Origin of the sequence: Thermoanaerobacter siderophilus SR4 (assembly GCF_000262445.1) — a bacterium.
GTDB lineage: Bacteria > Bacillota > Thermoanaerobacteria > Thermoanaerobacterales > Thermoanaerobacteraceae > Thermoanaerobacter > Thermoanaerobacter ethanolicus.
The window spans coordinates 575,256-593,569 of the sequence record NZ_CM001486.1; the positions used below are offsets into that span (position 1 = coordinate 575,256).

Sequence of the window (18,314 nt, forward strand, 5' to 3'; positions counted from 1 at the left end):
GTCAAGACAAAATCTTGACGCTTTTTATTTCCTAAAATATTCATATACAGCTTGAGCAGCTTTTTCATTCATTCCTTCCACTTTTTTAAGGTCCTCCACACTTGCCCTTTTTATTTCTTCTATAGACTTGAAGGCATCATATAAGGCTTTTGCTCTTTTTTCACCTATGCCGGGGATATTGAGAAGTTCGCTTTTAAATCTTTTGCTTTGCTTTTCTTTGTGGAAAGTTATAGCAAACCTATGAGCCTCTTCTTGTATTTGAGCAACCAGGCGAAAAGCTTTTGTAGTCATAGGTATGTCAATTTCACCTTGAGGTGATACAAGACCTCGAGTCCTGTGTTTTGAATCTTTTACCATACCATAAACAGGAATAAAAATGCCAAAGCCACTTAACACCTGCATTACAGCATTTACATGCCCTATGCCACCATCTACAAATATTAAATCTGGCATTTCAGCAAATTTTGCCTTATCCTCTTTAAGTTCACCTTTTTCAATAAGCTCTTTTTCTTGAATACCGTGCAAAAAACGCCTTTCTATTACCTCTCTCATACTCTCATAATCGTCTTGTCCCTCTACATATTTTATGTTAAACTTCCTGTACTGACTTTTCTTTGGCTTTCCATCTACAAACACCACCATAGACCCTACATTGTCTTGACCTCTTGTGTTTGAAATATCATAGGCTTCAATTCTCTTAGCGTAATCAAGCCCCACTAAATTAGAAAGCTCTAATACAGCCTGGTCTTTTGAAATTTCCTCTCTTATTGATATGTCATTCTTAAGGGCTTCTAAAGCATTTTGATAAACCATATCCACCAGTTCTTTTTTCTTACCTCTTACAGGAATTGTTATAAAAACTTTGTTGCCTCTCTTTTGTGATAACCATTCACTGAGAAGCTCTCTTTCGTCTAATTCCACATCAGTTATTATTTCTTTGGGAATGTAAGGAGCACCTTCATAAAATTGCTTTATAAAGGAAGAGATTATTTCTCCTCTTTCCATTCCCTCAGTATTTTTCATATAATAATGTTCTCTGCCACTTAGTTTTCCGTGTCGCACAAAAAATACCTGTATACAGGAAATATCCACACTTCGAGCCATTGAAATTATATCCTGTTCATCTTCTCCTACTGATACCACTTTTTGTTTTTCTGATGTCCTTTCAATAGCAAAAATCTGGTCTCTAATCCTCGCCGCTTCCTCGAACCTCAATTCTTCCGCCGCTTTTTGCATGTCTTCTTTAAGTTTTTGTATGAGCCAATCCCTCTTTCCATCAAGAAAGAGAACTGCCTGATCAACTAATTTTCTATAATCTTCTTTATTTATTTTGTTAGTGCAAGGAGCAGAACACAATCCTATGTGGTAATAGAGACATTCTCTAACTTTACCAATGTCCTTTTCAATATTTCTGTTACATGTCCTTACTGGAAACATTTTTCTGACAAGTTTTATAGTCTCCCTCACTGCAAAGGCACTGCTATAAGGGCCAAAATATTTAGCCCCATCTGGCTCAATTCTTCTTGTAAACATTATGCGGGGATACTCTTCATTTACTGTAACTTTAATATAGGGGTAATTTTTGTCATCTTTTAATAATATATTATACTTAGGCTTATACTTTTTAATTAAGTTACATTCCAACATTAAAGCTTCAAGTTCAGTATCAGTAACAATGTACTCAAAGTCTTCCACATGAGAAAGCATTACTTTTACTTTTGGCAATTGATTTTCTTTGTTTTGAAAATACTGCCTCACTCTGTTTTTGAGAACTACCGCTTTACCCACATAAATTATTTTGCCACTTTTGTCTTTCATTATATAAACGCCAGGTTTTTCAGGCAAAAGTTTTAATTTCTCTTCTATGTTCATTGTCCATCACCTTAGAATTTCATTTAGTTAAATAAGATCTTATTATATCTCTTGCTATAGGTGCTGCTACTTTCCCACCTTCACCACCATTTTCAACTATTACACTTACGACAATTTGTGGATTTTCGGCAGGTGCAAAACCTACAAACCACGCATGGGGAGCACCGTGAGGATTTTCTGCAGTCCCAGTTTTGCCTGCAACTGTAATACCAGGAATTTGTGCAGCTTTACCTGTCCCCTCTTTATCGTTAACTGCGCCTATCATCAATTGTTTAATAGTATCTGCCACTTTTTTTGATATAGGATTCAAATACTGCGAAGGAGTGCTCTTTTCAATGACTGTACCTGAAATAGGATCTGCCACGTATCTCATCAAATAGGGTTTCATTATAACCCCATCATTTGCAACGGCAGAAGCAACCAATGCCATTGTAAGAGGTGTTACAAGGATTTTACCCTGTCCTATAGAAGTTTCTGCTAAAGCAACTTTCCCTTCAATAGGAGGAAAATAATTTTTTGCTGTATCTATTTCTAAAGGAACTCTCTTATCCAACCCAAAATTATATGCCATTGACTGTAAATTTTCACTGCCTAAATCTAAACCTATCTGTATAAAAAAGGAATTGCAAGACCTATAAAAAGCTTGTTTAAAATCCTCTATTCCATGAGCAATGCCTCCAAAATCATTTATCCTGTTGCCATCCACAATTATATATCCTTTGCAATCAAAAGTCTTGTTATATAACTCAGGTTCATATGTCAAAACTGCTGCAGTAGTTACAATTTTAAAGACAGAACCAGGGGGATACAAACCTTGTGTAGCTCTATTTAAAACCACGTTATCTGGGCTTGTCATTATTTCTTTCCAATTCTCCCCTAAAGTATTAGGGTCATAAGAAGGGGTAGAGACCATGGCTAAGATTTCCCCTGTTTTAGGATTTAAAGCCACCACTGCTCCTTTTTTTCCTTCCATCTCTTTATAAGCAAGGTCTTGAAGAGTTTTATCTATTGTCAAATATACATCATCTCCTACCTGTCCTTTTGCTAAAACCAATTTTCTTAGAATAGTCATCGGGTCATTTCCTACCATCCCAAGTAATTCTTTGTCATAAGCTTTCTCTATTCCCGCATTCCCTTGTTGATATATTCTGCGACTATACCCTATTACTTGCGCAAAAGCAGGCCCATCTAGGTATTCTCTCTTTTGTGAACCATCTACAAACACGCTTTTTGCAAGTACAGTCCCATTTCTGTCCAAAATACTACCTCGCAATATCTTTTTTTCTTGTTCTATAAGTCTTCGATTGTAAACACTATAAGAACTAGTAATTAATTTATCTCTTTCATATATTTGGAAATAAGTTAAATAGGCAATTAGTCCGAAAAAAAGTACAGAAAAAAACCAAAACAAAATTTTAATATTGCGATTTAAGTTGGACATCCTGTTGCTCCTCCTTAAGAGCTATGCCATTGAGCATGCCCAATGTCACAAAACTCGTCACCATAGAACTACCACCATAACTTACAAAGGGAAGGGTTACCCCTGTCAGAGGTATGAATTTTATGACACCACCAATTATAGTAAAAACTTGTAAACTAAACATTGAAATAAGGCCTGCAGCTACTAATACACCAAACTCGTCTTTAGCATTTAGTGCTACTTTAATCCCTCTATACATTATAACAAAATACACAAGAATTATGGCTATAGCACCTAAAAGTCCAAATTCTTCACTAATAGCAGAAAATATGAAGTCAGTTGCCACAACCGGTATATACTCTGGATGCCCCATACCGAGCCCTGTGCCAAAAAAGCCTCCTGCAGCAATGGCGAAAAGGGATTGTACAATTTGATATGTCTTCCCCGGTACATCCATCCAAGGATTCAACCATGCCTCAATTCTTACTCTTACGTGCCAAAACAAAAAGTAGGATATTATGCCTCCTAAAACAAATAGCCCAATCCCTACTGCTGTGTACAATAGATTAGAAGTAGAGACAAAAATTAATAATACTGTAGTAGCATAAAATAAAAACGCCATCCCTAAGTCTTTTTCTAATACAAATATTCCTACAATTGCAAGAGTTATTAATCCTAAAATAATTATGTCTTTTGTTTCTCTCCTGGTGCACAAATATTTTGCCAAAAAAATTATATATATTATCTTAGCAAGTTCAGCTGGCTGAACATATATGCCGTCAAAAGTAAGCCAGTTTTTAGCACCACCTATCTCTCTTCCAAAAATTAATGTTGAGCCCAGTAGTGCTATTGTAAGTGCAATGTAAATAGCTTCCCCATATTTGAGTTTATAAAGTAAATCGTAGTATTTTGAAATATATGAGGAAATGAAGTAAAGTAAAAATCCTATTGCAATCCAAACAATCTGTTTTATGAGCAAATCTGGTGCAACTCTATATATCATTATAAGCCCCATTTCTGTCAAAAAAGAAGTTAAAATGATAAATTGGATCTCACCCAAAGGAAACAATCTTACATGCAAATAATATACAATATATATCAATATCGGAAAAGCTAAGGTAAAGTATATAGTGTCAAAGCCTTTGGGCTTATTGTGTATAAAAAGCAAGGCAAAAGCTATTACAAATATCCAAAAAACATTTTTCATAGCTTTAGATCCGGTTTTTATATATTCTTCCATAAGATTTCACCTACAAAATAAATTTGAGTTCAACATCACCTAAAGTAATTACATCGTTATTCCTTATTTTAGCAATTCCTTTTATTCTTTTGCCATTAACAAAAGTGCCATTTGTACTGTTTAAATCTTGTATATAAAACCTCTTGCCCCTCTTTCGTATGATAGCATGCCGTGCAGACACATAAGGGCTTTCAATTACTATATCGCATTCCTCCGACCTTCCTATAGTAGTAACTTCAAAAAGATTAAAAGTCCTTTCTCCATTTAAAAAAGAAAGTTTAGCCGTTGTTATTTGCCTCTCATATCTTGCCCCTTTTATGTCCATATACACTATTTTAAAAACCCTGTATAAAAACAGGTAGATGAGAAAAATAAGGACATATTTTAATATCTGAGAAGCTATGGCATAATACATAAATTCACCTCATTTTTGAGAAAGGACTTTTTTCAAAAAATGGCCTGTATAAGAATTCTCATTGGCAGCAACTTCCTCAGGTGTCCCTGTAGCTATTACCATTCCACCTTTGTCTCCACCTTCTGGTCCTAAGTCAATAATATAGTCTGCACTTTTTATGACATCTAAGTTGTGTTCAATTACAATAACAGTGTTACCTGCATCAGTTAATCTATTTAAAACATCAAGAAGCCTATGCACATCCGCAAAATGTAATCCAGTTGTAGGCTCATCCAAAATATATAATGTCTTACCTGTAGGTCTTTTAGAAAGCTCAGTAGCTAATTTTACTCTTTGGGCTTCTCCTCCTGAAAGCTGAGTAGAAGGTTGCCCTAGTTTAATATATCCTAGTCCTACATCATACAAAGTCATCAATTTATTTTTATCCTAGGTATATTTTCAAAAAACACTAACGCTTCTTCTACCGTCATATTAAGTACATCCGAAATATTTTTTCCTTTATATTTTACTTCCAATGTTTCCCTATTATACCTTTGACCCTTGCACACTTCACAAGGGACATACACATCCGGCAAAAAGTTCATCTCAATTTTAATTATACCATCTCCTCCACAGGCTTCACACCTTCCACCTTTAACGTTAAAACTAAATCTCCCTGGTTTATAGCCTCTCATTTTAGCTTCTGGGGTATTTGCAAAAACCTCTCTTATATAGTCGAAAACTCCTGTATATGTAGCAGGATTTGAGCGAGGAGTCCTGCCTATAGGAGACTGGTCAATATTTATTACTTTATCTATATTATCGATACCCTCTATTGCATCGTGCATACCTGGTTTATCTTTGGACTTATAAATCTTCTGTGCCAATGCTTTGTACAGTATCTCATTTATAAGGGTGCTTTTGCCTGAGCCAGAAACCCCTGTAACGCATATAAATACTCCAAGAGGGAAAACCACATCTATATTTTTTAAATTGTTTTCCTTAGCTCCTTTCACTATTAAAGCTTTTCCATTAGGTTTTCTCCTCTGTTTTGGCACTTCTATCTTTATTTTGCCACTTAAATACTGTCCTGTAATTGACTTTTCACATTTTAACACATCTTCTATCGTACCCGCAACTACAATTTCTCCTCCATGCTCACCTGCACCTGGTCCTACATCCACAATGTAGTCTGCCGCATATATTGTATCCTCGTCGTGCTCTACTACTATAAGAGTATTGCCTTGGTCTCTTAATTTTTTCAAGGAATTTATAAGTCTTTCATTATCTCTTTGATGAAGTCCAATGCTGGGTTCGTCCAGGATATATGTGACTCCTACAAGTCCAGAACCTATCTGACTTGCCAATCTTATCCTTTGTGCTTCTCCACCTGATAAAGTAGCTGCGGGCCTTGACAGAGTCAAATAATCAAGGCCTACATCTACAAGAAAACTAAGCCTTGCTTTTATTTCTTTTAAAATTGGCTTTGCAATAATCTCATGTCTTTCTGTTAATTTGAGTTGGTCAATAAATTTTATAAGCTCGCCAACAGAAAGGTCTGTCATTTCTTTTATGGAAAGTCCACCAACAGTCACAGCTAACGCTTCTGGCTTTAATCTTGCTCCATGGCATGCAGGACAAGTAACCGGTCTCATATACTTTTCTATCTCTTCTTTTATAAAATCTGAAGAAGTATTGTTGTACCTTCTTTCAAGATTGTTTACTATCCCTTCAAATCCATAGGACTTTCCTTTTGTATCTTTGCCATAAAGCAGTACATTTTTTAAATCTTCACTAAACTTTTCATAAGGAGTATTCTCTGTATATCCAAAATGTTCAATCAATCTTAAAATGTTGTAATAAGCATAACTATCCTGTGAAGCAACAATCCCCGGCAACAACCCATTTGCTAATGATTTTTTAGGGTCTTGTATTAAAAGCTCTGGATCTACCTTCATAAATTCTCCCAATCCAGTGCAAACAGGACAAGCCCCATAAGGGCTATTGAAGGAAAACATTCTCGGAGAAAGCTCCTCAATACTTATGTTGCACTCTGTACAAGCGTATTTTTCAGAGAGTGTAAAGCTTTCTCCGTCTATTACATCAATAGTAACTATCCCATCTGCTAATTTTAAAGCTGTTTCTATAGAATCCGTCAGCCTCATGTCAATTCCCGGTTTTATAATAATCCTATCTACTACGACTTCAATAGTATGCTTTTTATTTTTGTCAAGCTTAATCTCCTCATTTACATCGTACATGACCCCATCAATTTTTACCCTGACATATCCACTCTTTTTTATATCATTTAAAAGTTTAGCATATTCCCCTTTTCTTCCTCTAATAACAGGAGCCAGTACCTGTATCCTTGTACTTTCTGGCAATTCTTTGACTCTGTCAACCATCTGATCTATAGTTTGCATGCTAATCTCTTTTCCGCAAACAGGACAATGGGGGATCCCAGCCCTTGCATATAAAAGTCTTAGATAGTCGTAAATCTCAGTTATCGTACCTACAGTAGAACGAGGGTTTTTATTTGTGGTCTTTTGGTCTATAGATATTGCCGGTGAAAGTCCTTCTATATAATCAACGTCTGGTTTATCCATTTGTCCTAAAAATTGCCTTGCATAAGCAGACAAAGACTCCACATATCTCCTCTGACCTTCGGCATAAATGGTATCAAAGGCAAGAGAAGACTTGCCAGAGCCTGATAAACCCGTTATCACAGTTAATTTATCTCGTGGAATCTCCAAATCTATATTTTTTAAATTGTGAACCCTTGCACCTTTAATTACAATTTTGTCCTTCACCATGATTTCACCTCAAACTACTTCCTCCAACTGTTTCTTCAATTCAAAAATCACATCTCTCAATTTTGCAGCCTTTTCAAACTGCAGCTCAATTGCAGCTTCTTTCATTTCTTTTTCAAGTTGCTCTATAGTTGACTTAATAATTTCAGGGTCATAAGTCTTAACTTTCTTTCTTGTGTACTTCTGTTCTTCTTCAGCAACGTGAGTAGCTTCAATTACATCTCTTACTCCCTTAATTACTGTCTTTGGAGTTATACCATGTTTTTTGTTATATTCCATTTGTATTTTTCTTCTTCTATTCGTCTCATCAATTGCTCTCTTCATAGAATTTGTTACAGTATCTGCATACATTATTACTCGTCCTTCCGCATTTCTTGCGGCACGTCCTATAGTCTGTATTAAGGAAGTCTCTGAACGCAAAAATCCCTCTTTGTCCGCGTCTAATATTGCCACCAAAGCAACCTCAGGTATGTCTAATCCCTCTCTCAAAAGGTTTATGCCTATTAAAACATCGAATTTACCCAGCCTTAAATCTCTTATTATTTCAACCCTTTCAATCGTCTCAATATCAGAATGTAAATATTTTACTTTTATTCCCATATCCTTGAGATAATCCGTTAAATCCTCAGCCATTTTTTTCGTAAGAGTTGTAACAAGCACTCTAAAGCCTTTATCAACTGTTTTTCTAATTTCCCCTATCAAATCATCTACTTGTCCCTTAACAGGCTTTACTATCACTTCTGGATCCACAAGACCTGTCGGTCGTATTAACTGCTCAACAACCTGCTCTGAATGTTCAATCTCATAAGGCCCTGGTGTTGCAGAAACAAAGATAACTTGATTTATTCTCTCTTCAAACTCTTCAAAAGTAAGGGGACGATTGTCAAAAGCAGAAGGAAGTCTAAATCCGTATTCTACTAATGCTTCTTTCCTTGACCTGTCTCCATTGTACATGCCTCTGATCTGAGGAATTGTCACATGAGACTCATCTATAAAAATAAGAAAATCTTTAGGAAAATAATCTAAAAGGGTATAAGGAGGGCTTCCTGGAGGTCTTCCTGAAATATGCCTTGAATAATTTTCTATTCCTTGGCAGTAGCCCATCTCTTGTAGCATCTCTAAATCGTAATTTGTTCTCTGTTTTAGCCTTTCAGCTTCTACTATTTTACCAGCATCTTTAAGTTCTTTATACCTTTGCTCCAATTCTTCTCGAATGCTTTTTATTGCTCTTTCCAATTTATCTTTTGAAGTAGCATAGTGAGAAGCCGGAAATATAGCCACGTGTTTTCTTAATCCCAGTACTTCGCCTGTTAATACATCAATTTCCGCTATTCTGTCAATTTCATCTCCAAAAAGCTCAACCCTTATCGCCTTATTGGAAAAAGAAGCAGGGAAAATTTCTATTACATCTCCTCTTACCCTGAATTTGCCTCTTGTAAAATTCACATCATTTCTTTCATATTGTATATCTACAAGCTTTTTAATTATTTCGTCCCTATCTTTTATCATTCCCGGCCTTAGGGAAAGCATAAGATTTTCGTAATCTACAGGGTCACCTAAGCCATATATACAAGAAACACTGGCGACAATTATAACGTCTCTTCGCTCAAAAAGAGCTGCCGTAGCAGAGTGCCTCAATTTATCTATTTCTTCATTTATAGAAGCGTCTTTTTCAATATAAGTATCAGTTTGGGGTATATAAGCCTCCGGTTGGTAGTAGTCATAATAACTTACAAAATATTCCACTGCATTGTCTGGAAAAAACTCTTTAAATTCACTGTATAATTGCGCAGCCAAAGTCTTATTATGAGCAATGACAAGAGTAGGGCGATTTAACTTTTGTATTATATTAGCCATAGTAAAGGTTTTTCCAGAACCCGTCACACCCAATAAGGTTTGAAATCTATATCCTTTTTTTACCCCTTCAACTAATTTCTCTATAGCTTGAGGTTGGTCTCCTGTTGGTTTAAAATTAGATACCAACTTAAATCCACTCATTTTTTCTACCCTCTTTGCAATTTATCATCTTATTATTATAGCATACCCTACTTGTCAACACAAACATAACCAAACAGCCGGCCTTTACAGGTCGGCTGAATTTTTTATAATTCCGTCTTTAAGTTTTGGCACAATATCAAACTTATCAACTGTCAAGCAAAACTCAATATCTTCATCATACCCTAAGTCTTTTAATCTTTTAAAGTGATAGCCCTCCTTCATTATTTCATACAAGTTGTCCTCATAAGGTTTATACAAAAAATAACAGGCTTTTGACAAATCATCACTTTCAAATTTCATTAAATCTTGCAATTTTTTATATATCACTCCAGCAGTTATTATGTCGTCAAAAGAAAATTTCCCTTCTGTACCAGCACATACAATTACTGTATCTTTATTGCTTGTGTATATATACTTAGCAACAGCAGAAGCATTTAAAAGGCATCCTAAAATTACATTATCTGCTAAAGAGACTTTTTTTAAAGCTTTTGTTCCATTAGTAGTAGTAAAAATTATCGTTTTATTCTCTACTTTTTCACGAGTATACTCTAAAGGAGAATTAGATAGGTCAAAGCCTTCAATCTTTGTAGAGTTTCTTTCCCCAGCTAAAAGATAAGTTTTTTTATCTAAACTTTTTACAAGTTCGATCGCTTCTTCTACTTCTGAAACTGGAATAATCTCTTTAGCTCCGTTGTACAAAGCAGTAGTAATAACACTTGTCGCCCGTAGAGTATCTATTACAACGACATTTTTGTCTTTTAATTCTCTTTCATTAATAGAATTATATGTTTCAAAAGTTTGTAAAAACACACACTTTGCCTCCTTATTTGTTTTTCTTAAAGATGTTTTTAAATATTTCTTTTAGTTTTTTATAAATATTCCCCCCTCATTGATTTCATAAATCATAGAAGTTGCCTTTGGCACTATTAAAACTCCTAATCCCAAAATTCCCTGTGGATCCTTATATTCATAGTTAGTGTAATTACCATTTAAATCTTTTACAGTGATCCACATCACAGAAGGCCGTTCATTGAGTATTCGTATTATATCATCTGGCTCATTAATAGGAATATCATTAATTTTTAATATTACATCCCCCGGTTTAATTCCCATTTCTCTAGCGGGAGAACCTTTTGCTGTCGCTAAAATCATCACTCCTGTATCTGGCGCTACAAAAAGAGGTGGATTTTCCCTTTCTTCTCTTTGGCCTATTAAAATTAAAAGCTCATGAGCCACTGGAGCAAAAATAGCTGCTAAATATTGAAATAATTTAATATAGATTCCTAATATCGCCAATATAATCAAAACTATACTAAAGAAAAATAAACGTATAGAAGAAATTCGCGTTTTCTTTTCTGGAAGTTGTGTTAAAGCTAAATCTCCGTATCCTAAAGCTGCAATACCTGGCATAATTAAAAAATTGCATTATTTAAATCAATTCCAGCCGGTTTGATAATGGGCCACCAATCTGGCATATTTACTCCCTGTCCCGTTATTGTTATCCCAGTAGCAATAGTTAATGCAGCAAAAGGAATAGGCCAAAATTTTTGCATAGTAAAGCCTCCTGCCACTCGCCCATCCTTAAGCCTTACAAAGATAGGAGTGGTATTCCTTGGACCATCTATATATATTAAAAGGCTTTCCATCAAATGAAGAATACCTACAATAGACATAAGTGCAGGAACACTTATACTAGGAAATCCAAAAATTAAGCTGGATAGGGAAACTATTCCTCCTGCATAAGAAAAACAAATATATCTAGGATTGACAAACATTAACACTATAGCCAAAGGCCATACATACTGAAGCCCTACATTTTCTATTGTTATTCCTAAAAATATCATAAAAAAGCTCCCAATTATTGCAGCAATTACACCATAAAAGATAGAGTCAAGAACCAATTCTTTCATTGGTTCTTGCTCATGTCCCATAATCTCTCTTTCTATAGCTATTTTATTTCTATACTGCATTATCATTAGAATTATCACTATCCAGAAAAAAGGATTAAAAATTGACAAAGCTATTGTCTTTATTGCCATCCAAAAAACTTGAATAAAAGCTATCATTTTAACACCCTACTTTATCTCACTTTTTACAATCTCAAAAGCTTTTATAAGCTGAGTATCTCTTTTTAAGTCAGGAGTATCTTGAAGAGTGTAATTTGCAGGAAGCTCTACTACGTAATTTGGCTCAATTCCTTTGCCTTGAATATTTGTGCCATTTGGCGTGTAATATCTCGCAATAGTATATTTTAATCCTGTACCATCGCCAAAGTCAACAACAGTTTGTACCAGCCCTTTCCCAAAGGTAGTGGTTCCAACTAAAATTCCTACTTTTCTATCTTTTATTGCACCTGCTAAAATTTCTGAAGCACTGGCACTGCCTTTATTTACAAGCACTGCAATAGGCAATCCCAATCCTGGTCCTTTAGAATAATATTCTTTATTGTCAACTCTTCCTTTAGTCGTCACAACAACTCCTTTGGGCAAAATTAAATTAGAAATATCTATAGTTTCCTCTAAAAGTCCACCAGGATTATCTCTTAAATCTATTATAAGTCCTTTCATTCCTTGAGATTTTAATCTATTAAGGGATGCTTTAAAGTCATCAGAAGTACTTTGATCAAACATTGTAATCTTAATATATCCAATCTTATCAGGAAGCATTTCCTCATATACCGTTTCTAATTTTATTATCTCTCTCGTGATTGTCTTAGTAAAAGTTTTTCCTTCTCTCATTATAGTAAGCGTTACCTGTGTTCCTTGAGGTCCTCTCATCATTGCCACTGCCTCGTCTAAATTTTTGCCACTTACTTTTGTATTGTTCACTTCTACTATTATATCCCCGGATTTTATCCCTGCTCTTTCTCCTGGTGTATTTTTTATTGGAGAAACCACTACAATATGATCTTCTTTATCAACTGCTACAACTATACCTATTCCCCCATAAGTGCCTGTAGTCTGAGTCATAAAATCAGAAAACTCTTTTTTATTCATGTATACAGTATAAGGGTCTCCTAAAGAGTTGGCCATCCCTTTCATAGCGCCTTCTAAAAGGACTGAGGAGTTAACTTTATCAACATACCTATTTTCAAGAATTTTCTCAATATCAAAAAGCTTATTATATTCTTCTATCAACTGGTACTCCTCACGAGAAACAAGGACTTTACCATTAGGAAGAGCCACTGATACTGCATTTGCTAACATAAAAGTTATAACATTTGTAACTATTAAAAGCACTGCTAATAAAATATAAAATCTTTTTTTTGCCATAATTTCCCCACCTTTTTTAGTCTCTTAAAATTATATATGTATGTTCTTTTTTATTATACAACATTCATGAAATAAAAAAACAGACTGGTTATTTTAACCAGTCCATCGGATCTACAGGAACACCGTTTTTGCGCACTTCAAAGTGCAAATGAGGCCCTGTACTTAAACCTGTGCTTCCTGCCTTCGCTATAACTTGACCTCTTTTAACCATATCTCCTTCTTTAACTAATAAAGCAGAATTATGACCATACAAAGTGGATATTCCGTCTCCATGGTCTATAATTACTGCATATCCATATCCACCGTAATAACCTGCAAAAATGACTTGTCCATCTGCCGCAGCTACTATTGAAGCGCCCGTCTCGGCAGCAATATCAATACCCGTATGCATTCTACTCTGTTTAAGTATAGGATGATATCTCATTCCAAAAGGTGAGGTTATAACACTACTAGAAGGAACAGGCCATAAGAGTTTTCCACCACCATATTTAATTTTTGACTTCGCTTGTAATTGTTGAATAACTGTTTCTAGTTGTTTTGATTGTTGCAGTAACTCGTCTTCCTGTTGTTCATATAGTTTTTGCTGTCTCTCTAAATCTCTCATTAAACCTTCCCGCGAGGCCATAGCTACTTGTAATTCCCTTTGTCGAGAAACTATTTGATTTTTATAATTTTGCGCTTCTTTTTGCATTTGTGCTAATTCTTCCTCTTTTTGTTCAATAAGTTCTCTTTGTTGCTTATAGGATTCAAATAAATTCGAATCAAAATCTACTATGCGTTTTACAATATCCAATCGTGTTATAAAATCTCCAAAATTTTTGGCACCAAGAAGCACATCTAAATATCCCCATTCTCCACTTATGTATATAGCCCTTATGCGCTCCTTCATTGTTTGGAACTGGGTATTTTCCTTTTGTTTGGCCGCTTCTAATTCTTTGCGCGTTTTGTTAAGTTTTGCAGTAATATCAGACAATTGTTTTTGTGCATTTGCTAATTCTTGCTGTGTAGCATTAAGTTTTTTATCTAAATCTGCTATTTGAGCGGCAATATCATTTTTTTGATTAATTACTTCTTCCTTTTTCTTCTTAGTCTCAGTAATGGATTTTTGAATTTGATTTAATTTGTTTTTAGCATCTTGAAGCTGGTCCGCTTTTGGATAGGACGTAAAGAGCACTGTAAAGAGAAATATAACAACAAAGAGTAGCCATTTCCACCTGTATCTTCGCAATGCTATTTCCCCCTTGTAAATTTTACACATTCAAGAACCTTTTAATTGAAAGTCCACTTCCTAAGGCTCCAATTATTGCACCAATTAAAGAAAAATACACCAAAATGTCCCCTACTATTTTTTCTAATGGCAATAGTTGAAACACTATTAATTTATTATTAATAATATCAAGCACATATCCATAAATTAAAACTAATAGTGCAACTGATAACAAGGCACCTACCAGTCCTAATACTACACCTTCAATCAAAAAGGGCCATCGTATAAACCAATCAGTCGCTCCAATATACTTCATTATGTTTATTTCTCTTCTCCTTGCAAAAACCCCCAATTTTATTGTGTTGGAAATTATGACAATTGAAATTATAAAGAGAATAAGTATAATGGAAAGCCCCACTATCCTTATTATCTTTATAATTCCAAGAAGCTTATCTACAACATCTTGCCCATAACTTACCTTGTCAACTCCATTTATTTGCTTTATCTCGTTTGAAATATCTTTCATTAAACCAGCATCTTTCACTTTTACTATATAAGATTGGGGAAGGGGATTGTCCTTTTCTAAACCTTCTGCTAAATAGCTTTTATCTCCTAATTGTTGTTTAAATTTTTGTAAAGCCTCTTCTTTAGATTCAAAAACTACTGAAGTAACACCAGGTATTGTTTTTATCTCATTACCTATTTGGCTAACTTCTTGCTCAGAAATATTATCTTTTAAAAACGCTTTAAGTTCTAATTGAGATTCCACCTGATTAGTCAAACTATTAACATTTAAAATAATAACAAGAAACAAACCTAAAATAAGCATTGCTGCCATTACAGAAGTTATAGAAGCTATTGTCATAAGCCTATTTCTTGCTAAATTGCTAAAACCTTCTTTTAAAAAATATTTTAAATTTCTAAAGAGCATATCCATAAACACCCCTTGCTTCATCTCGTACTATGTTTCCTTTTTCCAGCGCTATTACCCTTTTTTTCATAGCATCTACTATGTCTTTTGCATGGGTGGCCATAACAACTGTAGTACCTCTTTTATTTATTTCAGAAATAAGTTTTACAATTTCCCAGGAAGTATCAGGATCCAGATTCCCCGTAGGTTCGTCTGCTATAAGAATAGAAGGTTCATTTACAATAGCTCTTGCTAAAGAAACCCTTTGCTGTTCTCCACCAGACAGCTGCCTAGGATACTTGTCCGCTTTATCACTTAATCCTACTAATGACAATACCATCGGGACTTTTCTTCTTATCTCCTTTGGATGTGCTCCAACTATTTCCATAGCAAAGGCAACATTCTCAAACACTGTTTTATTAGGAAGCAATCTAAAATCTTGAAAAACTACCCCCATACTCCTTCTCAAATAAGGTATCTCCCGCTTTTTAAGTTTTGTTATATCTTTTTTATTAATCACAATACTGCCAGAAGTAGGTTCTTCCTCTTTTAGCAATAATTTAATTAAAGTTGATTTACCTGCACCACTAGGCCCAACAATAAATACAAATTCTCCACTTTCAATTTCAAAACTAATATTTGAAAGAGCAATTATATCTTTATTGTATCTTTTAGATACATTTATAAACTTTATCAAATTTTCTCACCTCGGAATATCGTATAATTTTGTCAAAGTCATGATCATCTTTAACAGGACAGCTTCATCAAAATTCTTAGCATCCAGGCCTGTCATTTTAAAAATTTTATCAAGTCTATAAACTAATGTATTCCTATGGATGTATAACTCTCTGGCAGTCTCACTCAAATTTAGACTATTTCTAAAAAAAGCATTTAAGGTTTGTATCAATTCCTCATCTTTGAAAATACCAAAATCAATATTTCTTTTCTTAATAAAATTATTTACTTTTTCTATGTCAATTCCCCATAAAATTTCTGCAAAGCTGTAATCTTCGTAAATATATATTCCTTTTTCATCTTCCAATTTTTTACCAATAAGTAAGGCTGTCTCTGCTTCCCTATAGGCGATATGTATATCCTCAATTGGCACAAAGGAAGAAGAACTGGCTATTTTTACTTTCATATAGCCTTCAGATTCTATCATATCTTTCATAGTTTTATAAAGTTCTATTAAAGAGTTATTTCCTTTGTAAGAAAATATCGCTGCAAATCTTTTATCATCAAATTTTACAGTATATAAATTACCTTTATCAAAAATGTTGGTAATTATTTTTATCGCATCGTCAATTTCATTATTCGATTCGACAATTGCTACTGTGTATTTCACATTCTTATTTATTTTATATTTTTCAGCATAATACGACACTAAATTTACGCTTAATTTACCTGTTAAAGCCTCTATCAAAAACTCTTCTCTATTATATTTCTGCAGCAATTGTTCAAAAATTAGAGAAATTAGATAAAGCACTTTTTTTGATTGTTCATCTTTTCCTTCTAAAGCGATAGTAAAAAAGAGAACATCATTGTAAAATATGTTATAGCATATAAATTCCCCTACTTCATATATCTCTTTTTCATCAATATATTCTACATTTATCTTTAAAAATCCTGCTTTTTTTTCAAAAAAATCTTTGTCGCCGTAAATTAAATTTCCGGACTTATCTATTATATATATTGGCATTTGAATATTTTTTTGAATATCGTAGGCTACCTTTTTTATAAGGTCATAGCCGATCATTTTCATACCACCTTACTTTATAGTATACAATAATTATACACTATTTCCTAGAAGAAATAATAGGCAAATGTAAATTTATGTGGTATTTTGACACAAAAAATAAAAGGCGGAATAACCGCCTTTTAGCTTATTACTCTATTCAAAATTGTCATTTCTGTTTCTTTGTCAAACATGTGCAATTTATTTATATCAAATCCTATTTTAATTACGTCTCCTGCTTTTGCTCTTGTTCTTGGATCTACTCTTGCTGTCAATGAAACACCATTCACATCCAAATATAGAAATGTCTCTGGACCCATTAGCTCTGTAACTTCTACTTTTGCTTCGACTACAGCCTCTGGATATGCTTCCAAGAACACTTCTTCGTCATGCAAATCTTCTGGCCTTATTCCTAGCACAATTTCTTTTCCAACGTAGCTTGGATCTTTTAATCTCTTTAAAATCCCTTCTGGCACCAAAACGCTGAATCCCTTAAAAGTAGCATATACTTTGCCATTCTTATTCTCTAATCTTGCATCAATAAAGTTCATTTGAGGACTTCCAATAAATCCAGCAACAAATAAATTATTTGGATAATCATAAATAGTCTGAGGTTTATCTACTTGCTGAATAACTCCATCCTTCATAACTACTATTCTTGTACCCATTGTCATAGCTTCTGTTTGGTCGTGGGTAACATATATGAAAGTCGTCTGCAATCTATCGTGTAGTTTAGCCAGCTCGGTTCTCATTTGTACTCTCAATTTTGCATCTAAGTTGGACAAAGGTTCATCCATCAAGAATACTTTTGGATTGCGGACAATAGCACGCCCCAATGCAACCCTCTGTCTTTGTCCACCTGACAAAGCTTTTGGTTTCCTGTTTAAATATTCTTCCAATCCTAAAATTCGAGCTGCTTCTTTTACTTTTCTATCAATTTCCGCTCTTGGAACCTTTCTAAGTTTAAGACCAAAAGCCATATTGTCATACACTGTCATATGAGGATAAAGAGCATAGTTTTGGAATACCATTGCGATATCCCTATCTTTTGGTGGCACGTCATTCACAAGTTTGCCATCAATATAAAGTTCGCCTTGAGATATTTCCTCAAGCCCTGCTATCATTCTCAATGTTGTAGTTTTACCACAGCCAGAAGGTCCAACCAATACTATAAACTCTTTGTCCTGAATTTCTAGATTAAAATCTTTAACTGCGGTAACACCGCCTGGATAGACTTTGTAAACATGTTTGAGTACAACATCAGCCATTTTTAGATTCCCCCTATTAGAAAACGTTTGATGTTTTTATTATAATACTATTTCTTCTTCTTTACTATCGTCAATAAATATGATATTTAGCACAAATTTTTGTACAATATATCTACAATAGTAGGTATTTTTTTCTTTAACCCTCTTTTTTTTGAATTTTATTTAAAAAATTAAACCACAAGAACACT

General features: G+C 34.3%; 12 protein-coding genes and 2 pseudogenes. All 14 read right to left on the bottom strand.

What is annotated here, in order from left to right; translation table 11 throughout:
• Positions 1-24 precede the first annotated feature (24 nt).
• The gene (uvrC, locus tag THESIDRAFT1_RS02760) at positions 25-1,872 is read right to left on the bottom strand and encodes an excinuclease ABC subunit UvrC (RefSeq protein WP_003869418.1); all 1,848 of its coding nucleotides are present in this window, start codon (positions 1,870-1,872) and stop codon (positions 25-27) included.
• A 19-nt stretch (positions 1,873-1,891) separates the two neighbouring features.
• A complete protein-coding gene (locus tag THESIDRAFT1_RS02765; RefSeq protein ID WP_003869419.1) occupies positions 1,892-3,313 on the bottom strand; it encodes a peptidoglycan D,D-transpeptidase FtsI family protein in 1,422 nt (473 codons plus the stop codon).
• Positions 3,288-4,532, bottom strand: a complete 1,245-nt coding sequence (locus tag THESIDRAFT1_RS02770) for an FtsW/RodA/SpoVE family cell cycle protein (RefSeq protein WP_003869420.1) — start codon at positions 4,530-4,532, stop codon at positions 3,288-3,290. Before THESIDRAFT1_RS02770 ends, THESIDRAFT1_RS02765 begins: the two co-directional genes overlap by 26 nt.
• 10 nt (positions 4,533-4,542) lie before the next feature.
• A complete protein-coding gene (locus tag THESIDRAFT1_RS02775; RefSeq protein ID WP_006569482.1) occupies positions 4,543-4,947 on the bottom strand; it encodes an FHA domain-containing protein in 405 nt (134 codons plus the stop codon).
• A gap of 9 nt (positions 4,948-4,956) precedes the next feature.
• Positions 4,957-7,739: pseudogene (uvrA, locus tag THESIDRAFT1_RS02780) on the bottom strand (excinuclease ABC subunit UvrA).
• 9 nt (positions 7,740-7,748) lie between these two features.
• Positions 7,749-9,734, bottom strand: coding sequence for an excinuclease ABC subunit UvrB (gene uvrB / locus THESIDRAFT1_RS02785; RefSeq protein WP_003869423.1), 1,986 nt, complete (start codon positions 9,732-9,734; stop codon positions 7,749-7,751).
• Positions 9,735-9,818: 84 nt separating this feature from the next.
• Positions 9,819-10,544, bottom strand: a complete 726-nt coding sequence (locus THESIDRAFT1_RS02790) for a 2-phosphosulfolactate phosphatase family protein (RefSeq protein ID WP_003869427.1) — start codon at positions 10,542-10,544, stop codon at positions 9,819-9,821.
• Positions 10,545-10,557: 13 nt separating this feature from the next.
• Positions 10,558-11,800: pseudogene (locus THESIDRAFT1_RS02795) on the bottom strand (PDZ domain-containing protein).
• A 9-nt stretch (positions 11,801-11,809) separates the two neighbouring features.
• A complete protein-coding gene (locus THESIDRAFT1_RS02800) occupies positions 11,810-13,006 on the bottom strand; it encodes a S41 family peptidase (protein WP_003869429.1) in 1,197 nt (398 codons plus the stop codon).
• Positions 13,007-13,094: 88 nt separating this feature from the next.
• Positions 13,095-14,234, bottom strand: coding sequence for a murein hydrolase activator EnvC family protein (locus THESIDRAFT1_RS02805; protein ID WP_019907921.1), 1,140 nt, complete (start codon positions 14,232-14,234; stop codon positions 13,095-13,097).
• Between the two features lie 22 nt (positions 14,235-14,256).
• Entirely contained in the window at positions 14,257-15,150 is an 894-nt protein-coding gene (ftsX, locus tag THESIDRAFT1_RS02810; RefSeq protein WP_003869431.1) for a permease-like cell division protein FtsX, read from the bottom strand.
• A complete protein-coding gene (gene ftsE / locus THESIDRAFT1_RS02815; protein WP_003869432.1) occupies positions 15,134-15,820 on the bottom strand; it encodes a cell division ATP-binding protein FtsE in 687 nt (228 codons plus the stop codon). Before ftsE ends, ftsX begins: the two co-directional genes overlap by 17 nt.
• Positions 15,821-15,826: 6 nt before the next feature.
• The gene (locus tag THESIDRAFT1_RS02820; RefSeq protein WP_006569485.1) at positions 15,827-16,879 is read right to left on the bottom strand and encodes a PucR family transcriptional regulator; all 1,053 of its coding nucleotides are present in this window, start codon (positions 16,877-16,879) and stop codon (positions 15,827-15,829) included.
• Positions 16,880-17,001: 122 nt separating this feature from the next.
• Complete coding sequence (locus tag THESIDRAFT1_RS02825; RefSeq protein WP_006569486.1) at positions 17,002-18,126, bottom strand: ABC transporter ATP-binding protein; 1,125 nt, start codon at positions 18,124-18,126, stop codon at positions 17,002-17,004.
• Between the last annotated feature and the right edge of the window lie 188 nt (positions 18,127-18,314).